At 47.2% G+C, this 26509-nt stretch carries 21 protein-coding genes and 1 pseudogene; 12 read left to right on the forward strand and 10 right to left on the reverse strand.

Going from position 1 to position 26509, the window contains the following annotated elements; genetic code table 11:
- Positions 1–72: 72 nt before the first annotated feature.
- From KKE17_13030 to waaF, 8 genes are all read right to left on the reverse strand, one after another.
- Positions 73–600: an RsbRD N-terminal domain-containing protein gene (locus tag KKE17_13030; GenBank protein MBU1710919.1), complete on the reverse strand. Its 528-nt coding sequence runs from the start codon at positions 598–600 to the stop codon at positions 73–75.
- 228 nt (positions 601–828) lie between these two features.
- The gene (locus KKE17_13035) at positions 829–1254 is read right to left on the reverse strand and encodes a hypothetical protein (protein ID MBU1710920.1); all 426 of its coding nucleotides are present in this window, start codon (positions 1252–1254) and stop codon (positions 829–831) included.
- A gap of 8 nt (positions 1255–1262) precedes the next feature.
- Positions 1263–3476, reverse strand: a complete 2214-nt coding sequence (locus KKE17_13040; GenBank protein MBU1710921.1) for an ATP-dependent RecD-like DNA helicase — start codon at positions 3474–3476, stop codon at positions 1263–1265.
- 13 nt (positions 3477–3489) lie between these two features.
- Entirely contained in the window at positions 3490–4398 is a 909-nt protein-coding gene (locus KKE17_13045; GenBank protein MBU1710922.1) for an MBL fold metallo-hydrolase, read from the reverse strand.
- 190 nt (positions 4399–4588) lie between these two features.
- Positions 4589–5476: an HDOD domain-containing protein gene (locus tag KKE17_13050; protein ID MBU1710923.1), complete on the reverse strand. Its 888-nt coding sequence runs from the start codon at positions 5474–5476 to the stop codon at positions 4589–4591.
- A 706-nt stretch (positions 5477–6182) separates the two neighbouring features.
- Positions 6183–7223 (reverse strand): glycosyltransferase family 9 protein, encoded by a 1041-nt coding sequence (locus tag KKE17_13055; protein MBU1710924.1) that lies wholly within the window; start codon positions 7221–7223, stop codon positions 6183–6185.
- A 13-nt stretch (positions 7224–7236) separates the two neighbouring features.
- Positions 7237–7815 (reverse strand): HAD family hydrolase, encoded by a 579-nt coding sequence (locus KKE17_13060; GenBank protein ID MBU1710925.1) that lies wholly within the window; start codon positions 7813–7815, stop codon positions 7237–7239.
- Between the two features lie 24 nt (positions 7816–7839).
- Positions 7840–8895 carry a lipopolysaccharide heptosyltransferase II gene (gene waaF, locus KKE17_13065; GenBank protein ID MBU1710926.1) on the reverse strand — a complete coding sequence of 352 codons (1056 nt, stop codon included), beginning with the start codon at positions 8893–8895 and terminating at the stop codon, positions 7840–7842.
- Between the two features lie 425 nt (positions 8896–9320).
- Here waaF and rpsB point away from each other — a divergent pair, with 425 nt between their 5' ends.
- The 9 genes from rpsB to tsaB all read left to right on the forward strand — a co-directional run bounded on the left by rpsB (position 9321) and on the right by tsaB (position 17395).
- A complete protein-coding gene (rpsB, locus tag KKE17_13070; protein MBU1710927.1) occupies positions 9321–10115 on the forward strand; it encodes a 30S ribosomal protein S2 in 795 nt (264 codons plus the stop codon).
- 204 nt (positions 10116–10319) lie between these two features.
- Complete coding sequence (gene tsf / locus KKE17_13075) at positions 10320–10913, forward strand: translation elongation factor Ts (GenBank protein ID MBU1710928.1); 594 nt, start codon at positions 10320–10322, stop codon at positions 10911–10913.
- 113 nt (positions 10914–11026) lie between these two features.
- Positions 11027–11749 carry a UMP kinase gene (gene pyrH, locus KKE17_13080; GenBank protein ID MBU1710929.1) on the forward strand — a complete coding sequence of 241 codons (723 nt, stop codon included), beginning with the start codon at positions 11027–11029 and terminating at the stop codon, positions 11747–11749.
- Positions 11749–12303, forward strand: coding sequence for a ribosome recycling factor (gene frr / locus KKE17_13085; protein ID MBU1710930.1), 555 nt, complete (start codon positions 11749–11751; stop codon positions 12301–12303). The genes pyrH and frr overlap by 1 nt, the downstream gene beginning before the upstream one ends.
- Positions 12304–12405: 102 nt before the next feature.
- Positions 12406–13155, forward strand: coding sequence for an isoprenyl transferase (locus KKE17_13090; protein MBU1710931.1), 750 nt, complete (start codon positions 12406–12408; stop codon positions 13153–13155).
- Between the two features lie 152 nt (positions 13156–13307).
- Entirely contained in the window at positions 13308–14114 is an 807-nt protein-coding gene (locus KKE17_13095; protein ID MBU1710932.1) for a phosphatidate cytidylyltransferase, read from the forward strand.
- A gap of 34 nt (positions 14115–14148) precedes the next feature.
- Entirely contained in the window at positions 14149–15390 is a 1242-nt protein-coding gene (locus KKE17_13100; protein ID MBU1710933.1) for a 1-deoxy-D-xylulose-5-phosphate reductoisomerase, read from the forward strand.
- A gap of 5 nt (positions 15391–15395) precedes the next feature.
- Positions 15396–16475, forward strand: a complete 1080-nt coding sequence (gene rseP / locus KKE17_13105) for an RIP metalloprotease RseP (protein ID MBU1710934.1) — start codon at positions 15396–15398, stop codon at positions 16473–16475.
- A gap of 194 nt (positions 16476–16669) precedes the next feature.
- Positions 16670–17395 carry a tRNA (adenosine(37)-N6)-threonylcarbamoyltransferase complex dimerization subunit type 1 TsaB gene (gene tsaB / locus KKE17_13110; GenBank protein ID MBU1710935.1) on the forward strand — a complete coding sequence of 242 codons (726 nt, stop codon included), beginning with the start codon at positions 16670–16672 and terminating at the stop codon, positions 17393–17395.
- Between the two features lie 16 nt (positions 17396–17411).
- Here the strand turns inward: tsaB and KKE17_13115 are convergent, their stop codons facing one another.
- Positions 17412–18386, reverse strand: coding sequence for a lysophospholipid acyltransferase family protein (locus KKE17_13115; GenBank protein ID MBU1710936.1), 975 nt, complete (start codon positions 18384–18386; stop codon positions 17412–17414).
- Positions 18387–20027: 1641 nt separating this feature from the next.
- Between KKE17_13115 and KKE17_13120 the strand changes: the two genes are divergently transcribed.
- From KKE17_13120 to KKE17_13130, 3 genes and pseudogenes are all read left to right on the forward strand, one after another.
- Positions 20028–20639 (forward strand): hypothetical protein, encoded by a 612-nt coding sequence (locus tag KKE17_13120; protein ID MBU1710937.1) that lies wholly within the window; start codon positions 20028–20030, stop codon positions 20637–20639.
- Positions 20640–21362: 723 nt separating this feature from the next.
- Positions 21363–21443 (forward strand): annotated as a pseudogene (locus tag KKE17_13125) (VPLPA-CTERM sorting domain-containing protein).
- Positions 21444–21786: 343 nt separating this feature from the next.
- Positions 21787–22515: an FkbM family methyltransferase gene (locus KKE17_13130; protein ID MBU1710938.1), complete on the forward strand. Its 729-nt coding sequence runs from the start codon at positions 21787–21789 to the stop codon at positions 22513–22515.
- A 113-nt stretch (positions 22516–22628) separates the two neighbouring features.
- Here KKE17_13130 and hrpA read toward each other — a convergent pair whose 3' ends face one another.
- A complete protein-coding gene (gene hrpA / locus KKE17_13135; protein MBU1710939.1) occupies positions 22629–26411 on the reverse strand; it encodes an ATP-dependent RNA helicase HrpA in 3783 nt (1260 codons plus the stop codon).
- Positions 26412–26509 lie beyond the last annotated feature (98 nt).

Raw genomic sequence — 26509 nt, forward strand, 5'->3', positions numbered from 1 at the left:
TTAATAAGAGGGAAACGCGTCAGTTGAATCTTTTCGTTGTCATGTTGGTCTCGCTTTCCAACATGACGGACATCAACCCTGAATATTCTTTCCCTGAGCTTTTTCTCTTCGCACCACCGAGGAGGGACAGGGCATACCGTCGGTCAAGATGTGATTTCCCCTGGCGAATTCGTTTAACCGCACCTTGAAAATCCTTTCACGACTTTCCATATAAAGATCAAGAATCATGGAGCCGATTTTGTCCACCCTGGAATCTAATTCCATCCATTCATCCATACTCGGTTCGGGAAATTTTTCTTTACGGCAACAATTAAGGACGATTTTTTTCAGATCGTAAACAAAATAAACGGCCTGGGATGGGGTGAAATCCTGTACCGCTCTGATTCTGACAAGTTGCTCAATGATCGAAGTGGCATTAACTGTTTCATCATCACCACAGAATATTTTATAAAGATCAGTAAGACCCTGCTTGATACTGTGGCCCAATGGATTTGCAATCTGATCTTTTTGTTTTTGAAGAAAACGGTGTGCACCTTCAGGATACGTATTCATGACGCTGTCAATCCATTGACCGAGAATACTTTCCTTATTTTCTTTCAAAAAAACCTGCAATTCCATAATATAATTAAATTTTCCCAGGAAGTTAAAATCAGCGGCCTTGAAAATATGAATGCCCATTCAGTAAAGTAAGAGAATTCCTAGCATGTTTAAAATCATTTTTCAACAAGAAAAAACAAGGGGCTTAAAAAAGGAGACCCAACATGTAAACCAGGAAGTACAACTTGAAGAAATCTTTGAGAATCAGGAACAGGGGATCAACCATTACCATCAGGAGAGTGTATCAACGATCAAGCCGGTTTCATGATGCAGATTTGCCAATAAATGAGGAAGCTCGTCAAGGTCAATTACCATGTCCCGGACAATCGTACAGACATGTTCGTTTGTACAATCGTAAACATCGAGAAAAAAACCGTCGTTGTCCTTGATCAGAACTAGATGAATCATTATGCCATGTGATTCCAGATTCTGATTTACCCGATCAATCATGTTACGCACGTCATTTTGTTCGGCCTCAGACAGTGCTATCCTTTTCCCGGGCTTGTCCTCCCTGCTTTTTCTCCTGTTCCAGGCACCTGAAAATCTGTCGATCCGCTTGACATGCGCTGCCCTTTCGGCGGGATCCATATCCTTGCGAAGTTCCTCGGGACTGCTGGCTGGAAGCGGCGAGGGATTTTTTATTTCCTGAATAACCATAATCAGCTTTACCCTGAAATTCCTGGTCCGGATAATTCACGAGCCATTTTCCGCAACAACACAGATAACCGGGTGTTGCGCTTCAGTTCTTTATTATTGTGTATTGCAATTCCCAGGGCCTTCAAAGTACCGATGACAATTACCAGCTTCCTGCCTCTGGTGATTCCGGTATACAGTAAATTACGCTGCAGCATGGGATAATGGGTGGTGTGCACCGGAAAAATAATGCAGGGGAATTCCGACCCCTGGGATTTATGGACGGTGATCGCATAGGCCAGATCCAACTCGTTCAACTCGGAAATCTCGTAGCTGGTCTTTTTCCCATCGAAATCCACCGACAACACCTGGTCATTATCATCAATATACCTTACGAAACCGAGGTCACCATTAAAAACATCCTTATCGTAATTGTTCCTGATCTGCATCACCCGGTCACCGACTCGAAAGCGCCCGAGTCCGGTAGAGAAATCGCCGGTTGTCTTTTCAGGCCGCTCCCCGTCTTTGTTCAGAGTCTCCTGAAGCCGCAGGTTAAGATTCTCGGCGCCGATTATGCCTTTCCGCATGGGGGTTACTATCTGGATATCCATAAAGGGATCAAAGCCGTATTTTCTGGCAAGCCTTGTGGTGCAGAGGCTGATGATTTCCTGCTCTATTGCTTCAGGCGTCTGCCTGGCAATAAAATAAAAATCCTTTTCGCCCTGATAGTCCTTCAATAAATCAATGGATTCGCCCTGGTTGATGCGTGCCGCATTCAAGCTTATCAAACTCCCTTCATCCTGGCGGAAAATACGCTTCAAAACCGTCACCGGAACCATTCCTGAGTCGATGATATCCCGCAGCACATTCCCTGGTCCCACCGAGGGCAACTGGTTGGCGTCACCAACAACTAACAGTGAAGATCCTGGGGCAACAGCCTTGATGAGAGAATTGGCCAGCAGAATATCCATCATCGACACTTCATCAATGATCACCAGGTCGGCGTTCAGGGGATTTTCTTCATTACATCTGAATCCGTAAATTGACGGATCAAACTCCAGCAGGCGGTGGATAGTTTTTGCTTCCCGGCCGCAGGCCTCACCCAGTCGTTTGGCGGCCCGACCCGTGGGGGCGGCCAGCTTGACATGAACCCCCTGAGATTCCAGGATAAGGATCAACGCCTTCAAGATAGTACTCTTACCTGTTCCCGGACCTCCGGTAATCACCGAAAAAGAAGATTTGAGGGCCATGCGCAACGCCTGATCCTGCTCCGGTGCAAGGGTGATATGCAATTTCTTCAGGGCCTTGGCAAGGGCCCGGTCCACATCAAAATCAGCTGGTACCAGGGTGCCTCTGGACAGGTCGAGGATGCGCCTGCACACGCCGCGCTCAGCATAAAAAAGCGGCGCCAGATACACATTGTTCTCCTCAACCACAATTCTTTCGTCCTCAATGAGGGCTGGAATCTGGTTTTCAAGAACTTCAGGCGACAGCTCAAGGAGTTCTCTGCCAAGGGCCAGGAGATCATCCATTGGCATATGACAATGCCCCTGGTCTGAAGCTTCGTTAAGCGCAAAAAGCAGGCCGGCGCGAGCCCTTCTGGGGTCCTGGACCGGCACACCCAGAGATAAGGCTATGCGATCGGCGATCTTGAAGCCGATCCCCCAGATATCCTCTGCCAGGCGATAGGGGTTTTCCTGAACAACCTTAAGAGACTGTGCACCATAGGTTTTATAAATCTTGATGGCAAAGGTGGCTGAAATGCCGTGGCCCTGAAGAAAAACCATAACCCCGTGGATCTGCTTCTGGTCGACCCAGGCATCCTTGATACTGGTGATGAGTTTTTTGCCAAGCCCCCGGACTTCCAAAAGCCTGTCGGGATCTTTTTCAAGGATATCAAGAGTTGCAAGCCCGAAATGTTTAACGATCCGCTTTGCATAGGCCGGGCCGACGCCTTTGATAAGGCCGGAGCCAAGATAACGCTCCATGCCGTTTAAGGTGTTGGGCTTAAGTATGGTATAGGATGTGATTTTGAACTGTATACCGTGGCGGGAATCATTTTCAAAGTAGCCGGAAAGCCGGAGGGTAGAACCTACAGGAACCCCTAAAATAGGACCGACAATGGTGGTGAGATCTCTGCCTTTTCCGGGTTCCTTCAAACGGGCAACAGTGAAACCATTCTCTTCGTTCTGATAAGTGACCCGCTCAAGAATACCGGATATTTCTTCGCTGGACGGGTTTGGCATATCTGGCTTCCGCTTATAACTCAATCACCATACCCTCACGGGCGAAAAAAACATCTGTGGGCCCGTACTTTCCCGGAACACAATATACCTTGGAAAGCTCCTCAATATTCTGGTCGGAACGCATCGGGTCATGATGAAACAGGGCCAGAGCTTTCACTCCCATTCGATTTGCGGATTCAATGGCAAACTCCATGGGCGTATGCCCCCAGTCAACTTTAGAGGCATACTCCGCCTTGGTGTACTGAGCGTCATAAACCAACAGGTCCGCGCCGGTTATAAGTTCTTCAATCATGCGGTTCTGTTCATCAACAATTGGTTGGGCCTCCAAGGCGGTTGCCTCGTCATAGGAAGGGTCGGAAGGGTCATCAAAGCCATTCCTGAAAGGTTCCGTATCATAACAGGTGCAAAACACCTTGCCGTTATATTCAAATCGATAGCCGATGCAGGTAATGGGGTGATTCAGATATTTGGTTATCAATTTAGCCCCGCCGCCGAGATCGAACACCTCTTCTTTCAATTCAACATAGCTGATATCCGCTGCAAGCCAGTTCTCGTTGATAGGGAAATATCGGTAAGTCAACTGGCCGCCCACAGCCTTTTCAAGGGAGACCTCATGATTGATCGGCCCGTGGACTTTTATCTTGGTTCCTGGGATATAACTTGGCGTAAAAAATGGAAACCCCATGATGTGGTCCCAATGGGTGTGGGTCAGATAAATATCAGCATTGATCGGCCCCTTGGGAAGATCATTTGCCATTATGAAATTTCCCAGTTCGCGAATACCGGACCCTGCATCAATTATGATCACCCGATCAATGCCTGGAATCCGTACTTCAATGCAGGCCGTATTGCCGCCGTATTGAACCGTTGCCGGCCCCGGGCAGGGAATCGACCCCCGCACTCCCCAGAATTTTATCTTCATATTCAGCAGGCACTCCTGAAAAATTGACAGACTCGTAGATAAGTCTCTGCAGCAAAAGGTCCACCAAACAATAACAGCATGTTACAAGTTAGTAACTCGATGAAATCAGTCTGTTACGATTTCATCAAAAATTTAATACCGCTTACATACAAATAATCATGAACTGCGCCAAAACACTATGCCGAATCTGCTACTTGGTAACTTGGAGAAAAATCTGCGCCTTCTCAATTTCCTGGTCCACGGTTCCCTGAAGCGCTGCCAAAGCCGGCCAGTCCATTTTGGTAATCTCCAACAGGCGATGAATGGTCGGGACCTCCTGAAAATGGTCCCCGGCGCTCCCTACTTCATAAACGTTGGCATATAAATTTGCAAGTGCAACAATGGAAACAAGCCGCCTGTTGCTTGCCGCAGCCTTCCCGGGGGCATGATGACAACACATCGTATCAACGATGATCTCTGAAAGCTGCCATTTTTCGCCAATCATCTTGCCCACTGCCCCGTGATCAAAACCGAGTATCAGGGCTTCGGCACGATGAAGATGTGCTTCTTCAAGCCCGGCCAGTTCAAGTGCCTGGCGGTATTCCTCGGCAAATCGGAAATTCAACGGGATCTTGCCAAGATCATGAAGGAGTCCTGCAACAAAATATTCCTCCAGCTCCTGCTTGGGTACTCCCTTGATCACCGCAATAGCCTTGGCAGTGACCCCGACGCAGATGGAATGGGTCCAGAAGGCATCCATGGGCAATGACCGGAAAGATTCTTCATTGCCGATGTTTTCAAGAATCGCCGTACTCAAGGCAAGATTCTTTACGGTGTTCAGGCCGAGCATGATTATCGCCCGGGTAAGCGAGGTGATCTGGTTGGGGAGCGAATAATAGGCGGAGTTAATAAGTTTCAGTACCTGGCCGGTGAGAACCGGATCAAGGGAAATAACCCGGTTGAGATCATTGGGGGATGTATTGGGACGGTTGCAAATCTCAAGAACCTTGGTCACCGTAGTCGATAGACTCGGCATCCTGTCGATATAGTTCTGTATTTTCTTAAATCGCTGCTCAGTGGACAGCACAGGATCAAGCATGATTATATTCTAAAGAAGCCTGCCGGCTTCATCTGGAGTTATGTGAATTATTCCGGTTCACAGGAAGATTTGAATCCGCCCGGCAGCCCACGTAAGCTGCAATCAAAACGGAACCGTTTCGTTCTAACGCATGAATTTATTGAATACGACTATACCGCCAAAATCTTTCCGGTTCATCGATTACTGTCGGACTCGCAGATACGCGAGAGTATCGAGACTCCGAAAGCCTTCGTCGGACGTGTACTTCACCTTTTACCAACTTAAATTAGTGAAGGCGATAATTCAGTATCCCATTTCTATGAGACTATCAGTTATTGTCGGACTCGTAAAAAACACTCGTCGGACGTGTATTCCACCTTTAACTTAACTGAAATTAATGGAGGCGATAATTCAGTGTCCCATTTTCATGAGACTATCAGTTGTTGAAGCATAGCAGAATCAATCGCAATAAATAAAGTGTAATTTTTCCGGCAATGTTTACCACTCAAACTGCATGTAGAACGACCGGAAAGGCAACTTCATCTGTTTTGATCAACAACCGTGCCTTACCAGAAAACCCCTGATCATTTCATCAATTATCTGGAATCACGTCCTGCCGGTTTCATTGGTCAGCATCCGGACGCAACACAGAAACCGAAGAAAGGTCCTCCCCAACCGGCCTGGTAAAAGTGCTGTTAGCGCTTCATTCAGAGTATTATCCTGCTCCTCATTTTTGATCTTCAGCAATGGTCATCCCATCATTTTTTTGATGAATAAGCCTGTAAACCTTGTCTACGGTGAGATCTTCCATGCAAATCCAATTGTCGCAGGGTTTCCACCGATAGCATGGGGCGCAGGAAACATCTTCACGGATGATTGTGTGAATATCGCCATATGGTCCGGTGCGCAGCGGATTTGCCGGACCAAAAATTGCAAAAACCGGCACATTGAGCGCCGCGGCGATATGCATGGGGCCAGTGTCGTTTGATATAAGAAAACGGGCTTTGCTGATTACCGCAATCAGTTCTTTCAAGCCTGTTTCCCCGGCAACGGAAATAGCCTTGCCCTTTGAAGCCAGGACAACTTCCTCTGCCAGGGCCGCATCGGTTTTACTGCTGACCACCACGGACTGGACAGGAAGTCTTGAAGCCAGTTCACCAAATCGCGCAGCAGGCCACCGGTTGGCCTCTTTCCCGGCCGAAGGGACCATGACCGCATATTGCCGGGGAAGTCGATTCATTACCGGCGGATTTTCGTCATAGGGCGCAAAAGGATATTGTATGTCACTGATGTCGCAGCCCAGAAATTGGGCTATTTTCAAATATCTGTCAATGGCATGGATTTCGGTGCCGCCTTCAATTTTATGGGTATAGAAAAACGGACTGCCCTCATCAGACTCCTTGAAACCGAGTTTGACCCTGGCCCTTGACGCCCAGGTCATGAGCCCGCTCCGCAACAGACCGGACAAATCCACCGATATATCAAAACGTTCTTTTTTCAGCCCGGACGAAAGAGCGCTGATCTCCTTTAAGGTCTGAGGCAGGCAAGAGAGTTTTTTCCAGTTATCCTTGTTGATAACCCAGAGCTTGTCAATCAGCGGATGACCTTCAAGAAAGGTATGAAGCCCTTTGGCAACAATCCAGTGCACTGAAAGTTCAGGGAACTTTTTTTTCACGGCATACAGAAAGGGCAGCGAATGAACAATATCCCCGAGAGCGCTGGGCTTGATGATCAGCAGTTTGCGGGGAGATTCTGAAATAACGGACATCGGCATCGTCCCCTCAGTCATCCTGCATATCTTCAAGAATCCACTGAACGGCGTCCAGAAGATTCTCCGCTATGTAATGGGGTTGAATTGTCTGCTCCGGGCCGATATAATCCCGGTCGCCGCGGCCGTAACCGGTGAGGACAAGCACCCCTTTAGCGCCGATCGCGGCCCCGGCCTTGAGATCAGACCACCGGTCGCCGACAACATAGGAGCGCTGCAGATCAATCCCTAGAACTTCGGCGGCCTTGGTAAACAGTCCGGTTTTGGGTTTCCGGCAATCACAGTCGAGGCGGAATTTCGCCTCTTTTGCCTCGGGATGGTGAGGACAGACATAGATGCCGTCAACATGGGCGCCCTTTTCAGCAAGCTCCCTTTCCATGAGCGCATGCATGGCGATTAACAGCGACTCGGGAAAATAGCCTCGCGCCAGTCCCGACTGATTGGTAACCACCACTGCCGGGATGTCGTGCTCATTTAATAAACGAATAGCCGCGGCAGCATGGGGCAACATCCTGAAACGCGAAATATGGTTCAAATAGCCCATCTGCTCGTTGATCGTTCCATCCCTGTCAAGAAACACAGCGGGTCTCATATAATTTTCACCTTTTTGATGATCTTATGCTTTATGCAGAGAATTATCGGCTAGAAGTTTTTTGACCGCCTCCAGTACTTCCTCTACATGGATATCCATCATACACCGAAAATCGGTCTTGCATGTTTCTTTAAGGCACGGGCTGCAGGGCAAATCCTTTTGGATGACCACGGAATTATCTGAAAACGGCCCGGTTGCAACGGCATCTGTCGATCCGAAAATCGCTGCCAGCGGTGTTTTGAGCGCAGCGCCGACATGCATCAACCCCGAATCATTGGTCACAAAGGCATCACACACACTGATCAGGGCCATGGCCTCTTCCAGAGTGGTTTTCCCTGCAAGATCAATCACATTATCCGGCGCAAAACCGCTGATTACCGCGGTTGCCTCTTGATCAGCCGCAGTGCCGAAAACCAACATGGTTGCGGAAAGCTCCGACGCCAGTCTTCCTGCAAGGCGGCCGTATTTTTCATCAGGCCAGCGTTTAGCCGGCCCATAGGCGGCGCCGGGATTAAGGCCGATAACCGGACCGGCCTTTTTATCTTTAACAAATTGCCGGGCCCATTGGACAACCTTCGGAGTCAGCTGGAGAAAAAGCTCATCAGGGCCGCATACCAGGCCAAGCTCCTTCATTATATTCTGATAATAATAAACCTGATGGAGCTGCTTTATGCTTTTTTTCAGTTTGACACCATGGGTAAGCAGCCCTCCCCTGCCGTCGGTGCTGTACCCGGCGATAGCAGGAATCCGGGCGATCCGGGCAATCACCGCCGCCTCAAAGGCATTCTGCAGGAGAATTGTCAGGTCGAAATCATGAGTCGCCAGTTGCCGCCCCAAGCGCCAGATGCCGGCGATGCCAATATGTTCGGTTTTCTTTTTGTATTCAATAACTTCATCAACATGGGGGCTTGCACGAAACACATCCGCAACCCACGGATGGGAGAGAATTGCGATATGCGCTTCCGGAAAATTTTCACGGATGGTACGCACCGCAGGGGTGGTCATTATCGCATCACCAATCCAGTTGGTGGAACGGATGAGAATTTTTTCAGGTTGCAGTTTTTTTATTGAATGGGGCATTTATTTAAAAACCCGAAATTATTTTTTATAATGCTCAATTTATCATTGCTAAACACTTAAACATTACCACCATTTAGGATTATATGCCCTCTTTTATAGATCTGCCATATCCTCTAGAGGGTGTTAAGTCTTCCTTGAATAAAAAAATGTGCAATGTATTGTATTGGCCCAAGGAGTCAAGTTTTTTTGTAATTGAACAAGGCTTCCACCTTGCAAAATAATTAATCAGATGGTAAAAGAATGCGTTTCTAATTTTGTATCTCCGGAATACAAGTCGTTTCGGAAGACCACTAACCAGTTTCTGCGCAGAAATAAAGACTTCTGACAGAAACTCAATAATCACATCCCACGAAGAACGCCCACTGGTGCCCAAAACGGGTCGGGTCACAGGGATGGATGAACAACCAAAAACGAAGGAGTTAACAATGTCGTACATCAACATGAGAGAAATGCTGGACGCGGGATTTCATTTCGGTCATCAGACCCATCGCTGGAATCCAAAAATGAAACCCTATATTTTTGGGGCCCGTAATAATATTTATATTATCAACCTCGATAAAACCCTGCCGCTGTTTAACAAAGCATACAAATTCCTGGTAAAGGATATCTCCAAAGGCGGCACCCTTCTTTTCGTGGGCACCAAACGACAGGCACAGGAAATCATCAAAGAAGAAGCAGAACGCTGCGGCATGTATTTTGTCAATCACCGTTGGCTCGGCGGCATGCTGACAAACTTTCAGACCATCAAGAAAAGCGTTGACCGCCTGAAAAGCATCGAAGCCATGAAAGAAGACGGCTCGATTCAGAATTACAAGAAAAAAGAAATTCTGCGCATGGAAAAAGAACTGATAAAACTCGAACGGACCCTTGGCGGCATTAAAAACATGCGCGGCCTGCCCACTGCTTTGCTGGTCATCGACACCAAACGTGAAAACATCGCCATTGAAGAAGCAACAAGACTCGGCATCCCGGTTATTGCCATTGCCGACACCAACGCCGACCCCGATAAAATTTCCTATCTTATTCCAGGCAACGATGATGCAATCAAATCCATCAGGCTGATCTCCTCTAAATTCGCCGATGCTGTTCTTGCAGGAAAAGATCAGTATAAGGGAAGCGAGAAGGCAGTATCCGACAAGGAACTGGCAGCGCAGATCGAAGGATCTCAAACTGTCAGCGCCAGTGAAGCGGCCCCGGAAGCACCAGCAGCTGAAGCCTGATCCGAAACTATTGAAACTGAACTGTATTGAGAATCACTCGGATAATGCCGGGTGATTCTCCTTTATTTTATATATGCAAAACTGAAATTTTCCCGGCGTCATCGCTCGCAATGATATCAGAGCATCGATTTCTTTTGATGAGCACCAACAGAGTTGGTAAACGCCGGAGTTACAATCAAGATAATTCTGCAGGGAGATATAATCGTGAATATCACAAGCCAGATGGTTAAAGAACTCCGCGACAAAACAAATGCGGGGATGATGGATTGCAAAAAGGCATTGACTGAAACCGCAGGCGACATGGAAAAGGCCATTGACCATCTTCGCCAGAAAGGACTCGCGGTTGCGAGAAAGAGATCCGCACGCGCCACCAGCGAAGGCGTTATCGAGACCTATATCCATGCCGGCGGCAGACTCGGCGTTATGGTTGATGTTGGATGTGAAACTGACTTTGTTGCAAAAAATGATGACTTCAGAAATTTTGCCAAAGACGTTGCCATGCACATAGCTGCAAGCTGCCCGGTATCAATCAGCCGGGAAGATGTCCCCCAGGAACTGCAGGACAGGGAAAAAGAAATCTACAAGCAACAGGTACTGGACTCAGGCAAACCCGAAAATATTGCCGAAAAAATCGTCAGTGGCAAAATGGACAAATTCTTTGCGGACGTTTGCCTGATGGAACAGAAATTCGTTAAAAACCCTGATATTTCCATCCAGGATCTTTTAAACGAACTTATTGCTAAAATCGGTGAAAATATCACCGTAAAGAGATTTGCACGTTTTCAGGTCGGCGAGTAACCAGAATTACTGAAGGCTATAGACTGAAGTCTATCATGCTGAAGGTCTTTCGTGTAATTCATAAAACTAACAGCCTTCAGCCTCAAAGACTAACTACCTAAAAAGGAAGCGCCATGGGCAACACAAAGTACAAGAGAATCCTGCTCAAAGTGAGTGGCGAAGCTCTTATGGGCAAAGCTTCTTTCGGTATCAGCTCCGATATGCTGTCCTATGTTGCACAGGAGCTCAAAGAACTTAACAGCCTCCAGGTCCAGATAGGGATGGTGGTCGGCGCCGGCAATATATTCCGAGGCGTGGCCGGCGCCTCGGTGGGCATGAACAGGGCTGCAGCTGATAATATGGGCATGCTTGCAACAGTGATCAATGCTCTGGCCATCAAGGATACCCTTGACCGGAACGGCATGCAGGCCGAAGTTCTTTCTGCATTCCCAATGGATAGTGTCTGCGAACTCTATGCACGCCGCCGGGCGATTGCCCTACTTGAAAAAGGCAAAATCGTCATATTTGCCGCCGGAACCGGCAATCCTTATTTCACGACTGACACGGCTGCTGTTTTAAGAGGCCTGGAAATTGATGCGGATGTCATCTTCAAGGCTACCCGAGTCGATGGGGTCTACGATAAGGACCCACTGAAAGAACCCGATGCAGTCAAGTTCGATACCCTGACCTACAGTGAAGTACTTCAGCGCAGACTTAAGGTAATGGACGCGGCTGCCATATCACTTGCCATGGACAACGACAAGTCAATCATTGTTTTTGACATGAACATCCCCGGCAATATTTACAAAGCCGTTTCCGGAGGAACAATCGGCACTCTGATCAAAGGGGTAGAATAATGAGCGAAATCATATTGGAAATGGCAGAAAAAATGGAAAACAGTATTCATGCGTACCGCAAGGAACTTTCCAGAGTCAGAACCGGCCGCGCATCACTGTCACTCCTTGACGGCATCAGAGTCCAGGCATACGGTGCACCGATGCCGCTTAACCAGGTTGCCTCCCTCACCATCCCGGAAAGCCGGATGATTGTTATTCAACCCTGGGATATCCAGCTGACCAGCGCCATTGAAAAAGCCATACAGAAATCAGATCTGGGGCTCAATCCGGCAAGCGACGGAAAGCAGATCCGCATTTCAATTCCGCAATTGACTGAAGACCGCCGCAAGGACCTTGTAAAACAGGTTAAAAAAATCAGCGAAGAATACCGTGTGGCTATGCGCAGTTCCCGCCGCGAGGCAATTGACCTGCTGAAAAAACAAAAAAACAACAAGGAAATCTCCGAAGACGATCTGTTCAAACTGCAGGATGATGCCCAGAAGGAAACCGACTCCTTTGTCAAACAAATCGATACAATTCTAGCTGAAAAAGAAAAAGAGGTCATGGAGGTCTAGACTTCCGAACACCTTAAACTGCAATTTGACACTGCAATCGTTTTCCCAGTTCCCTCACACTAATTTAAATCCAAAGGCCGGTATCCCCGGCCTTCTCTACTTATGACGGAATCAGTTACTCTCGACACAAACAACATCCCGCAGCACATCGCGATTATAATGGACGGCAACGGCCGGTGGGCCAAGGAGCGCGGTCTGCCCAGGACACTGGGTCACAAGGAAGGCGTAAAAACCGTAAAAAATATCGTCACTGCGGCCCGGGAACTGGATGTCAGAGTCCTCACCCTCTATGCCTTTTCCACGGAAAACTGGAAACGTCCGCCCTTTGAAGTTCAGACCTTGATGGGACTGCTGAAATCCTACCTTCAGAGTGAACTGACCACAATGGTTGAAAACAACGTGCAACTCCGGTGCATCGGCGAGAAAGAACGAATGCCGGCTGAGGTTATTAACGTCCTCGAAAGGGTTATTGCACAAACCGCAAACAATACCGGCCTTATTCTCAACCTGGCGCTGAGTTACGGATCCCGCAGCGAAATCATCGCCGCGGTTCAAACCGTGGCCCGGCAATGCATGGATGGCAAGCTCACCCCGGAGGATATAACCGAGACTATTTTCGAAAACCGGCTGTATACCGCAGGACTCCCCGATCCTGACCTGCTGATCAGGACCGGTGGCGAATCGCGCTTAAGCAATTTTCTGCTCTGGCAGGCATCATACGCCGAACTGTATATTACCGAAACAAAATGGCCGGATTTTGATAAGGAAAAACTCATTGGGGCGATAATCGATTTCCAGCAACGCCAGAGACGTTTTGGAAAAACCGGCGAACAGGTGACAGAACAGTACTGAGTACTGAGTAATGAGTGAATAGTAAGTAAACATTTAATGGTGGGCTTCTGTGTTTTCACATAACTCAGCACTCAGCACTATTTATTCTTTACCTGTCGTTTTCAGATAAAAGTCGTGCGAATAATGCTGTAAAAGGTAATTATAGTTCCTCTATGAAACGAATTATTACCGCGTTAATCATCGGTGCAATCTGGCTGTTCATTCTCTTTGCCGGATCTTTTGCCCTGTTCTGGTCTGTTATCACCTTGGTGAGCGGTGTGGCCCTGTATGAATATTTTACCATGGTGACCGCCGTTGACGGTAAAAAACATATCGGCATAGGGATTGTGCTCGGTCTTTTCCCGCTGGCCGCCTCACTTTCAAACCGCCAGGACCTTGTTACCGTGGCACTTATCGCTGCAATGCTGTTTCTGTTTATTCTTATAATCACCCGTTACCCCGCCCTGAATGATCCTTTCAGTGTCGTGAGCAAGTTCGGTTTCGGCATCCTGTATATCGGTTTTTTCTCCTCCTATATCATTTTACTGATGGGGCAACCCCTCGGCGCCCATTGGCTGGTAATGCTCACCGCCATAACCATCGCCTCGGACTCCTCCGCCTATTATACCGGCTCCTTCTTAGGAAAAACCAAACTCTGTCCTGCAACCAGTCCCAATAAAACCATTGAAGGCTTTATCGGCGGTCTTGTTGGCGGAATTGCTGCGGCAGTGCTGGTTTCAAAACTGTTCTTCCCATGGATATCCCTGGTAAATATCGTACTGACCGCGGTGCTCCTTTCCGGTATCGGCGTCATCGGCGATCTGACTGAATCAACCATCAAACGCGCCATGAAATTCAAAGATTCCGGGACGATCCTTCCCGGCCACGGCGGCATTCTCGATCGGGTTGATTCACTCCTGCTCACCGCGCCGGTTTTTTATTATATGATTTACTTTAACCTGCTGACTTTGCCGCAATGAAGCGATCCCTGAATCTTCATACTTCCTGACTGCCATGAAAAGCCTCTCCCTTCTCGGTTCAACCGGATCCATTGGAAAAAACGTCCTTGAAGTCGTCCGCCAATACCCCGGCCGGTTCAGAATTCTGGGATTGGCTGCCGGCACCAACATTTCTCTTCTCCGTCAACAGATCGAGGCTTTCGCACCGCGAGTTATCTCGGTTGCCGACGGCAAGCTTGCCGGAGATCTTGCCATGAGTCTTCCTGCCGGCTGGACTGATAAAATTTTTACAGGGGACACTGGAAACATCAAGGTGGCAACCATCGGCGATGTCGATACGGTTGTCTCGGCAATTGTCGGCGCCGCCGGGTTATCACCTACTTATGCCGCTATCCAGTCAGGCAAGAATATCGCCCTGGCCAACAAAGAAGTGCTTGTTATGGCCGGTGATCTGGTCATGAAGGAAATCAAGAAAAACAACGTCCAGCTGCTTCCCATCGACAGTGAGCACAGCGCTGTGGCCCAGGCCCTGGAGGCCGGTCAAAAAAATGAGGTTGAGAAAATCATCCTCACCGCGTCCGGAGGACCTTTCTGGAATTTTTCGCAAAAACAACTCTGGGACGTCACTCCAGAGCAGGCCCTTGCCCATCCCAACTGGAATATGGGCAATAAAATATCCATAGATTCAGCAACCATGATGAATAAAGGCCTTGAGGTCATCGAGGCCCGCTGGTTGTTTAATGTTGCCGTTGAAAAAATCGAGGTATTGATCCACCCGCAAAGCATTGTCCATTCCCTGGTGGAATTTATCGACGGCTCAGTTGTTGCGCAACTTGGCATACCGGACATGCGCATCCCTATTTCCTATGCCCTGTCATACCCCAATCGCCTGACAACCGGGCTTCCGCGACTGAATCTGGCTCAATGCGGCAATCTGACCTTCCAGCTTCCGGATTTCAATAAATTCCCGGCCCTTAAACTTGCGTATCAGGTATGCAAGCGGGGTGGAATCCTGCCTGTGGCTTTAAACGCCGCAAATGAAGTTGCGGTTGCAAGTTTTCTTGATAAACGGATTCGCTTCCCGGAAATCGCCCTGGTGGTTTCCGAAACCGTAAGCAGGACACCGAGCAAGACCGCCACAAATCTTTCAGAAATAATGGATGCCGACCTGGCAGCAAGGCTTCAGGCGGAATCCATTATTGAATCGCTCCAATTAATGATGGATCAGAAAAAAAGCTCCACAGCTTCAACTCATGAATCCTCCTCAATAAACCATTCATTTACCGGAAACACTTAATCAACATGAATTCCCTTATCTCATTTATTCTTGTCCTTGGATTATTAATTTTTGTCCATGAATTCGGTCATTTCCTTTTTGCCAAACTCTTCGGGGTAAAGGTGCTGAAATTCTCTCTGGGTTTCGGCCCCAAACTTCTTGGCACAAAATACGGTGAAACGGAATATGTCATCAGTGCCTTTCCCCTTGGCGGCTACGTCAAAATGCTTGGCGAAAACCCCAATGAACAAATGCCGGAAGAAGAAATCGACAGTGATCGCTCTTTCTCCCTGAAACCGGTCTGGAAAAAGTTTCTCATCGTCGCAGGCGGCCCGGCATTCAACCTCTTTTTTGCGGTATTTCTCTTCTTCATGATCTTTCTGTTTACCGGAATCCCGACTCCCGTTGACAACACAGTGGTCGGCGCGGTTTCTGAAAACTCACCCGCCCAGGAAGCAGGTCTCCAGCCAGGCGATATCATCCAGTCAATCAACGGCAATGAAACTGTGCATTGGGAAGATATCTCCGTTCTCATTCAACAAAGCGACGGCGCGCCGATTAAACTCATAATCCAGCGCGGCAAGGAAACCCTTGAGCTTGAGGGCAAGCCAACTATTCAGGAAGTCAAAAATCTTTTCGGCGAAACAGTGGGGGAACGCCTGCTTCTGGGGATTTCCAGAACCGACGAGGTGGAGTACGAAAAAGTTTCCATTTTCAAAGCATTTTCAGCGGGGCTGACACAAACCTGGGGATTTATTTATCTGACCTTCATGACCATTGTCAAAATCATCCAGAACGTCGTGCCGGCATCCGACATCGGCGGGCCGATCTTTATTGCCCAGGTGGCGGGTCAGCAACTGGAAGCAGGCTGGCTCAATCTCTTCTATTTTATGGGACTTTTAAGCGTCAATCTCGGGATACTCAATCTTCTGCCCATTCCGATTCTAGACGGCGGCCACCTTCTGTTCTTTTCCATGGAAGCCGTCAGACGCAAACCATTAAGCCAGCGCGCCCAGGAAATGTGCCAGCAGGTGGGACTCGTCCTCCTCGGCACCCTTATGGTTTTTGTTTTTTATAACGATATATTGCGCTTGTTCAAGGGCTGATTAGCCTATATACAGATGAGCAGATCTGACGATTCTCCTTCGTCATCCGGGATTCCGCATAGTGTATACTATAGCGAAATCCCCCTCTTCCTCGGATTTATCGCCAGCTTTACTCGTCTTTATATAGGCTTTTTTGCTGGCTGAATTTTTTTAATTTCTGGAAGTTCAAGTACTAAAAAATTAAAGATCAATTTATGAAACAACCATCACAAAACTCCCCGATAATTCTTGCCATTGAGACCTCCGGCCTATGCGGCAGTGTTGCTCTGGTTACGGAGCATACAACACTTGCTGAATATTCTCTGAATACGAGCACAACCCATTCAAAGAAAATTCTTGTGGTTATCGACCAGATGATGACAACTACCGGTCTCGACATGGAAGCAATTGATGGAATTGCTGTGAGCCTCGGTCCCGGAAGCTTTACCGGCTTGCGTATCGGCCTGAGCACTGCCAAGGGTTTTGCCATGGCCACGGGCAAACCTCTTCTGGGAATTCCGACCCTGGATGCCATGGCAGCTCAGTTCTCTTTTACTCCACAGCTGATCTGCCCGGTCCTTGATGCCAGGAAAAAAGAAGTCTACGCGGCACTCTATCGATCAGATAAAACCGGCAAGATCGAAAAAATAAGCGATGACATGGTGCTATCGCCTGAAGCATTAGCAGAAAAAATCAATGAACCAGTCCTGCTTGTTGGTGATGGCGCCAAACAGTATAAAGAACTTTTTCTTGAAAAACTTGAGGGAAATGCCCTGTTTCCAGCAGGGGAACTCTTTTTCCCGAGAGGTTCGAGTATTGGGATGCTGGCACTGCAATCATTCCAGCAAAACAAAGTCGATCCGGCAAGGGCCGAGCCCATCTACGTCCGCAAATCCGATGCGGAACTCTCTTTAGGCAAACGGTCGACAGACTTTTTATAAGTCTTTCAGGTGCGCCCTACTCTCTTTCCTTCGCTCTTGCCCGTAATTCTCTTAACATTTCCGCAGTAGGAAAACCTCCGACCGTTCCTGCCTTTACCCTGCCCCGCAACGGCTTCCATCTCTCCTGGAGCCAAAACCACTGCTCGGGGTAAACTTTGATATAATCACTGATAGCCGTTGTAAAACTCTGGGTATCCTGCCGTGCGGCCTCTTCATCGTCGGGTAGTCTGGACAGAGCCATCTCTGGACCGATGATTATTCTGTGTTGACCGCCTTGCTGGTGGATAAAGACCGGCAAGGATGCGGTTTTTGTTTCCCTGGCCAGAATGGCCGGCATCTTGGTGGTGCAGGCGTCACGCCCGACAAACATTGTTTTATACCCCTCATCCGTAAAAACATCCTGATCCATCAGGATGACTAAACGACCACGACCATCCAGTTCCTCCCTGATCTTTACCAGGGCGCCGCCTTTATAAATGATCGTATTGCCGCTTTTTACGCGAAGCTTTTCAAGGAGGTCTGTCAAATATGGATTGCTCTGTCGCTTGGCGACAAAAGAAACAGGGCCGAGCTTCCGGCCAAGAACCAGATTCATCAGTTCCCAATTACCGCAATGTCCGGAGATAAAAAAAACACTTTTTCCTGTCGCCACCGCCTTCTGGTAATGCTCCACTCCTTCTATTGCTACATTGGCAATAATATCCTCACCAAGGCCGACATAGATCTTCAGCAGCTCCACCAGGGATTGCCCCTGAAGCATAAAACATTTTCTGGCTATCCGGCGTGGATTTGTTCCTTGTGAAATCCCTCCTGCGCTGATCGCCTTCCGGATGTTTTCAATCACCTTTCTCCGAAGGCGAGCAATGAGGAAGTAAAGCAGGAGGCCCATGTTTTTTCCAACAAATAAAGCTATCCTACAGGGAAGCATTACCAGAAAAAAGGCAAAGAAATAAATCAAGGCTATTTCAATAAGGTGTCTAATTTTCTTCATGGTCTTCCAAAAAGAATAGAGGTGATGGGATACCACTGTTTTGAGCTATGAGCATAGTACTGCAAGTTGAAAATTCTCCCAATTAATAAGCGGCAGCACATGCTGAATATTCAGTACGTGTGTACTACATTGTGATATATTTTATTGACTTATTTTCTATTGTAGTTTCATGGTATTTAAGAGATTGGATACTGTAACCTTTATAAACTCTCACCTGAAAACGATTCAATGCTGAAGGCGCACAATAAAAAGATTACAGAGATAATTGGTCAGATACACTGCCCAAAAGATTTCCGATGCGTCACGCCGGATCTCGATAAACTCTGTCTGGCAAGGGATATCGGCATGGAAACCTATCTCCAGTGTTTTGCCAGGAATAAAGCAGATTGTCCGTTTTCAGCCCCATTTGCCAACGAAGTTTATTGTAAATGCCCTTTGCGCATATATCTGAAAAAGAATTTACATAAATAAGCCCTTCGTAAAGCAACCGGCATCAACGTCTTTTAGACGGCACAGTTACCAATACCCCCAAAAAAAGAACTCGTCGAAGAATTATGTCACAGCAAAAAAACAAACCATGTAATTGCTCCATCCCTGTAAATGGAACGACGGTTGCCATGGAGAGAAAAAGGCTGTTTAAAGTCAACCGCCTAACCCAGATAAACTGGAAATAAATCAAGGCCCTGGATAAGTACCTTAACAGTAGGTGTAAGTTATTAGAATTAAATTGGTTATTAAAAGTCTTGCCACTCAGTTCAGTACTCGCTTGACGGGTAAAAAACACGATAATCACTAATAAGGTACTAAAATACCCAATTGTCAGAGATGATATCGTCACTATAGATCACCAGGAATCTGGAAGGAATGTTCCCCGCATCTCTTCCAGATTTTTTTATTTGGACTTCACCCCTCTCCCATGTCTAACTTGGTTGTCCAGGTAAAAATTAAATCCGTTGATATTCCAATCTCTTTAAGATCAACATGCGAGTCAGGGTGTTTTGGAAATACGCAGCCCGGGGCTGACCTTTGTAGTACAAGGTTTTTAGAACCAAAGGAATGTTGCTAGAAATATATTCGGTTGATAGTTGGCATTAGTTGGAAGCATAATGAATTCTTCATAACTAGATTTTGAATGTATATTCGTTAGCATTTTTCATTGCTATAAAGCTACACTCCGCCATAATTATTTGTTCAATTTTCTGGAATATTTCTATTTTCCGGAAAGAACAACAGCCCCGTTTAGTATATTATTAAATTATAAGATACTGCAACTTGTTGGAATGTTAGGTAATCTTCTAAAGTAATTAAATTGCTTGTTTTGGCATAATTCTTGCCACATTACAGTAGGATTTATGTGCGCTTTTAAAGTTTTATGTGAGTAGAAAGCATCTGCGTCTCTGTTTCAATTAATAGTGCAACAGATATGCTTATTACTGCAACGAATATTGCATTTGATGCAAATAGCATCACTGTTCGGCGGCAACGAAATGATCGCTGGGCGTAACGAAAAGGAGGGTCTGTTTATCGGAAATGACCAGAAAAATTAATTTTACAAGTAGATGCAAGATGTTCATTCAACATCTTAAAATTTTGAAAAATGAAGATTTACAGTAGTAATCATAAAATGAAAAAGGAGAAAAAATGAAGAAGAAATTTTTAGCAGGATTGGCAACGGGAGTGGTTATGTTTGGAATGGTAAGTGTTTGTGCCGCAGGAGATGTTATTTGTAGTATCAACCCCGCTACTGGTGAATGTTTTGGGGAACGACTTCCACTTAGAGAAAATCTTAACCTTGGTGCCTGCTTGAACTGCGGAGACGGCATCTTTAAAGGCAATAAAATGAATGTTGTTTTTGACAATGGTAGTATACGTGGAATCTGGGGAACGGGTGGGACCACGATTCTCTCAATTGAAACCAATACTGGGAAAAGAATTCAGTTTGATACCAATCCGAATGGAGCATCTTTTAAATTAAATAACCCTCATACCGTGGCTATCTGGGGGACAGGTGGAACCACGAGGGAGATTACAGAATATATAACTCAAGAAGACATGGCCGCTATCTGGGGAACTGGCGGTACGACTTTTGACGGTATCTGGGGAACTGGCGGCACTACCATTACCTCATGGGATATAGATGGCGATTCAATATTTATTATGTATGACGATGGCCAAGGAAACTTAGGTATAGCCATTGATATTGATGAACGTGCAACCGTGTTAGTTTCCCCAGAACCACCACCTTTTCAATAACAATACAGTTTTCTGTAATTGAAGATTCGGTGTATTTGGGAAAACAGTGTAATAGGACAGGATTCCCAATTGTCACCTGAATATTTTGAATTTTCTAATTAATAATTACAACAACTTGTCTTCAATTTTCGAACAGGTGGAAATTGATGATACCTCTAATGAAGGTCGAAAACTGACAAGACTTAAAATTTAGGAAAGCCAAAAGACATATTCAAAATGGCATACTCAGCAACATACAGTACATGAAGCTTCATGATGTGCTGGCAGACATCTTAAAAATAGACGAATTGAACAAAACGGAAGTAATCTTTACTTTCAATGAAAAAGAAACTTTTAGCAGGATTGGCAACAGGATTGTTTATAGTTGGCAGGGATGGCAAATGCTACCTTAATTGGTGATTAAATTACTGCAAGTGGGAGTTTAATTACTCCAAGTGAAGCAACTATTTCTGATGAAGTAGAGTTTCTTTTTGCCGAAATTTATTAGGGCGACACTGTTGGTTTTGATTTTGATGCGGACTCTCTTACAATAACAGTCGATGGGTCCAGGCGGTTATAGCTGGGTTTGATACAGCCATAACTGGACTAGACATTATGTCTAACTAGGGTTTTCCTGGAAATGTTCTCAGCGATTACAGTTTCACTTCCGATAGTATTACCTTACACTGGGGGGATTCGGATGCTAGTAGCCCTGCGCAATTGGTTTTTGGTATAGATACTGCGCCAGTCCCAGAACCTGCCACCATGCTCCTCTTCGGCACTGGATTAGTCGGCCTTGCTGGTTTAAGAAGAAAGAAAAAATAACCCCTTCTCCATATGGAGATTTCAGGAAGGCAGGGTCAGTGACGGCTCTGCCTTTTTTGCGTTTTCGTATAGCTGCTATGAACCGACGGCCCTGGTTTTCACTAGGGCTTTTTTATGTCCATAATCAATGAAAGCTTGCGTGAAGTGTATTCTGCCAGTATTTTTTTTGGGGGATAATTTTAACTCTTACAAAAATTCATCCGGTGTTATAGATACCACGAAAATTATAATTCTCTCCGATTTGAAAGTGACCCAACAGATCACAACTGATTATCAAAAAAAATGCCGGTAACAGGATTATCCAACAACCGGACAATAACTTTTCAGGATGCAGTGAAATATTATGAAATCAAGATTTTTATGGCGGGCATTCAGAAATCGTTTCCGCGACAACAGAACTGAACTGAACGTCCTCAGAAAACATATACAGCCAAATGATATTGTCTGTGATATTGGTGCAAATAAGGGCAGCTATACGTTTTGGCTTTCAAAGTGGGCTTCCAATGGAAAAGTCATTGCATTTGAGCCCCAGAAAACTTTAGCAGATTATCTGAAACAAGCGACTAACGCATTAAAACTCAATAATGTTGTCGTTGAGGAAAAAGCGGTTTCAGCCATATCAGGTAAAGCTTGCTTATTTATCCCGGGCGGGTCGGTTTCACCGGGGGCATCATTGAGCAATGCCGTCTCAGATCGAGAAAACTGCTGCAAAGAAACAGTTGATGTTGTTACCCTTGATGAATATTTTCCAAGCAACCAGAGAGTGAGTGCCTTAAAGATTGATGTTGAGGGTTCAGAACTGGATGTTTTCAAAGGGGCAATGCGAATATTAAAAGAAAGTAACCCCCTTCTGGTTTTTGAGTGTGAAAATCGTCACCTGACACAGGGGAGTGTTAACGATGTTTTCGAGTTTTTAATTCCTTTAGGATATCGCGGCTATTTTGTTTTTCAAAATTCATTAGTCAATATTAAACAATTCAATTCACAGTTACATCAGCGGCAGACAGGGAGCCGTTATTGGGATGAAAAAGATTATGTAAATAACTTTGTATTTTTAAAGGGGCAGTCCTGATTATTCAGCGCAGCGGACACTGAAACCATGCCATTGAATTATAAACTTATAGTTTCATTTCCTGCTTGTCATTTACCATTCTGGCAAGGGTCAGGGAATTTTCCGACAGGCTCCTAGACCAGGGCTTTTTCCACTTCCATTGACAATTTCTCCAGGCGTTTTTCCGAAACCGGAAAAGCGGTCTTCATCTGCTGGGCAAAGAGTGAAATTCTGAACTCCTCAATCATTTTGCGATATTGGCCAACCAGGTCTTTCTTTTTTTCATAAGAGGCAAAGAAATCATCGGCGCAAGCCTTGAGCTGTTTTTCAAATCGCTCAAGCCGCGCCAGATACGGTTGCACCTGGGCTGCCTTGGCAATATCCTTTGCCGGGTCGGAATGGGCGCGCTCGATACGGAGGCAGAGGGCCTTGAAATACCTTGCCACGGCCAGCACGTCCTCCACCGTGAATGTTTCAAAAAAATCAAAGGGCAGGATGTTTTTGGCAACCTCACGGAACTCCAGAAATTTGCTCTGGTTAAGAGGTGTTGCCTTCATGGATTCATATTGGGAAATACAATCAAATACCTTGCGTCTTTCGTGCAAGGCGGTGAACACCACTTCCTTTATCTGGTTCCCGAGGCTGTAAAGACCTTTCTCCCGGACCGCGGTCAATGTCTGCTCATAAGTTGCTTTATCCGGAATCAAGCCTTTCCCTAGATCGAATATTGAATTAAAAATCAACGCGACAAGCCCTTGATTAAACTCATCATGGGTGCCGAATCCTTCATAGAGCGCCCAGTAATTCCTGGAAAAATGCATGTCCTTGATGAACGCGCCCTTCTTCTGGAAATTGGTGAGATAAAGGGCGAGCAACCCCTTGCGCGTTTCTTCCCGGCATTGCTGCTGATCCGGAAAAAGTCTGATCGACACATTGTTATCAACCGCCAGCAAGCCTGGGAAAAAATAACCCGTAAGCGCCCCGCCTTTGCCAATAACCGGAATTCGCTCCGGAAGATCTTGAAAATCCCACTGCTTTATGTCCTCGCGCTCCCATTGCTTCTTAACCGCCTGAGTCACATCACCGGCAGCCTGGCGGTTGTCGCCCCGCAATTCGATGAAATTCCGGGTTGCCTTGATCTGCCTGCCAGCCCCGTCAAGGAGGATGAAACGCATTCGAAAATGATCCGGCAGATTGCCAATGGGCCAATGCCTTCTGTCAACAAGGACATTGAATTTCCGGGCTATAGCATCCTCCAGAGCGCTTAAAAGCGAACCCTGATAGAGGGTAAGGTTGCCGACAAGTTGTTCGGCAGTCTGGGGAATGGGCACCAGTTGACGGCGCAGATTCTTCGGAAGCCCTTTAAGCAGAGCAATGTTTTTTTCAAGCAGCATGCCCGGGACCAGCCATTCAAAAAATTCCGGATCAACATAGGGCACAAGACTTAGAGGAATTTCGACACTGACGCCGTCCTCTTCAGATCCGGGGGCAAATCTGTACGATAAGGTAAATTCGAATTCCCCGGTCTTCAGGGTTTTGGGAAATTGCTCAATCAGTTGCCGTGAAGGTTCACGATTGACAATCTCCTCTTCCTTCATGACCAGAAAATCATCCGCCCCCTTGTTATTGAGAAACCGTTGCAATCCGGCCCGGTCCCATACATCCTGGGGCAGACGTTGATCGTAAAACGCATACAACGCCTGATCGTCAACCAGGATGTCCCGCTGCCGGACGCGGTCTTCCATGCCCTGCACCCTGGCAATCAGACTGATGTTCTGCCGGTGGAAGGAAAAATCTCCGGCCAGTTCCCCTTCAATCAACGCTGTCCAGATGAAAATATCCCTGGCCTCATCAGGCTTGATCTTGCCGTAATTGATCGTGCGCTTGGCAATGATCACCAGGCCGAAAAGTGTCACCTTTTCAAAGGCCACAACCTGACCGCGCTTCTTTTCCCAGTGGGGTGACGAATAGGATGACCTTGTCAGGCCCTGGGCCAGAGGCTCTATCCATTCCGGTTTGATCGCCGCAACCGTCCGGGCAAAAAGCCTGGAAGTCTCAACAAATTCCGCAGCCATGATCCATTGCCCGGCTTTGCCGAACTGGCCTGATCCCGGGAAAATCATCACCTCTTTGCCCTGGGCCCCCTGATAGATGTTTTTCTCTTTTTTGAGAGCGATATTACGAAGATTGCCGCTTAACAGGGCCCGGTGCACCGCTTCCGGATCTGCCGGCCGGGTGTTTCGTATAAAGCCGCCCTCATCATCAAGGATTGAGACAATCTGATCATGGACATCGCGCAACTCCCGCATCCGCTGAAAGGAAAGAAAATTCTGCTTGCAGAATTTGCGCCGCTGAGTCCTTGTGTAGTCCTTATCCACCATGTTCATGTACCGCTTCCAGATATTGAGCAGGGTCAGAAAATCAGATCCAGGATCAGCAAAGGCGGCATGGACCTGGTCAGCTTCCTTTTCACTTTCAACGGGCCTGATTCTCGGGTCCTGGATACTCAATGCTGCGGCAATTATCGTTACTTCCGCCAGGGCATTAAGATCCCGTGCCTCAAGAATCATCCTGGAAATTCTCGGATCAAGGGGAAGTATCGCCATCAGCTTGCCGTGCTCAGTGAGCCTACGGTGACTGTCGATTGCGCCCAGTTCTTTTAATAGATTATAACCGTCTTTGAGGGCCCGCGATGATGGCGGATCGACAAAAGGAAACGAAACCGGATCGCCGAGCTGCAGATAGATCATCCGCAGAATTACTTCGGAAAGATTGGAGCGCAGAATCTCCGGGACGGTGAATTCCTGCCGGTTATTATATGATTCTTCACTGTACAGCCGATAACAGATCCCGGGGCTGATGCGACCACAGCGGCCTTTGCGTTGATCGGCGCTGGCGCGGGATATGGGGCTGATCGGCAGTTTGGTGGTCCGCGCCCGGGGATTATACCCCGATATCCTGGCAAGCCCCGTATCAATCACATAGCGGATGCCGGGCACGGTCACCGAGGTTTCCGCGACATTGGTGGCAACAACAATTTTAGCGCCCGTTACCGGCTGGAATATGCGCCGCTGATCCTTTGGCGACAGCCTGCCGAAAAGCGGCATGATCAGCATATTCTTCGGCCAGTTCTGCCTTGCAGAGCCAGGCTCTCTTGCCTGCAAGTCCCCTTCAAGTGCCTCGACGGTCTCCCGTATATCACGCTCGGTGGGCATGAACACCAGTATATCTCCGGGCGCTTCTTTCCGGCGGATTTCGCCAACTGCTTTTACTGCCAGTTCAACATAGGCCGCATCATCCTGATCATCCCCATTTTCCTGATAGCGCACCTCAACAGGATAGGTGCGGCCCGACACCTGAATAACCGGTGCATTGTTGAAATTCTTCGAAAATTTTTCCGTATCAATTGTTGCTGAAGTGATGATGACTTTGAGATTCTTGCGCCTGGCAAGAAGGCGCTTTAACATGCCCAGGAGGAAATCAATATTAAGACTGCGCTCATGGGCCTCATCGACGATGATCGTATCGTAAGCCTGCATATAACGATCCTGCTGAGCTTCGGCGAGCAGGATGCCGTCGGTCATGAACTTTATCTTGTGATATTTTCTGGTTTTATCCTGAAACCTGATCTTGTAGCCGACAAGTTGTGGCCCTTGTGGGCCCAATTCCTCGGAAACCCTCGCCGCAATGGTGACTGCGGCAATCCGCCTTGGCTGGGTGCAGCCGATCATGCCCTTTATGCCGCGGCCAGCTTCAAGGCACATCTTGGGAAGCTGCGTGGTCTTACCGGATCCGGTGTCGCCGGCAATGATCAATACCTGATGAGCCCTGATCGCATCAACAATCTCCTGCCGATGTCCGGTTATGGGAAGTTCTGGAGGATATTTGATTTTTTCCAAAGAGTCTGGTAGAGACATCTGTCACCGCGCAACTGACACATTTACTTTATGGTTCGTATAAGGATTCAGGGCATGACCCAAAATAAATTTTTCCACTTCATTCCATTAATCAGCAC

The sequence above is a fragment of the Pseudomonadota bacterium genome (assembly GCA_018823135.1).
In the GTDB taxonomy this organism is placed as follows: domain Bacteria; phylum Desulfobacterota; class Desulfobulbia; order Desulfobulbales; family CALZHT01; genus JAHJJF01.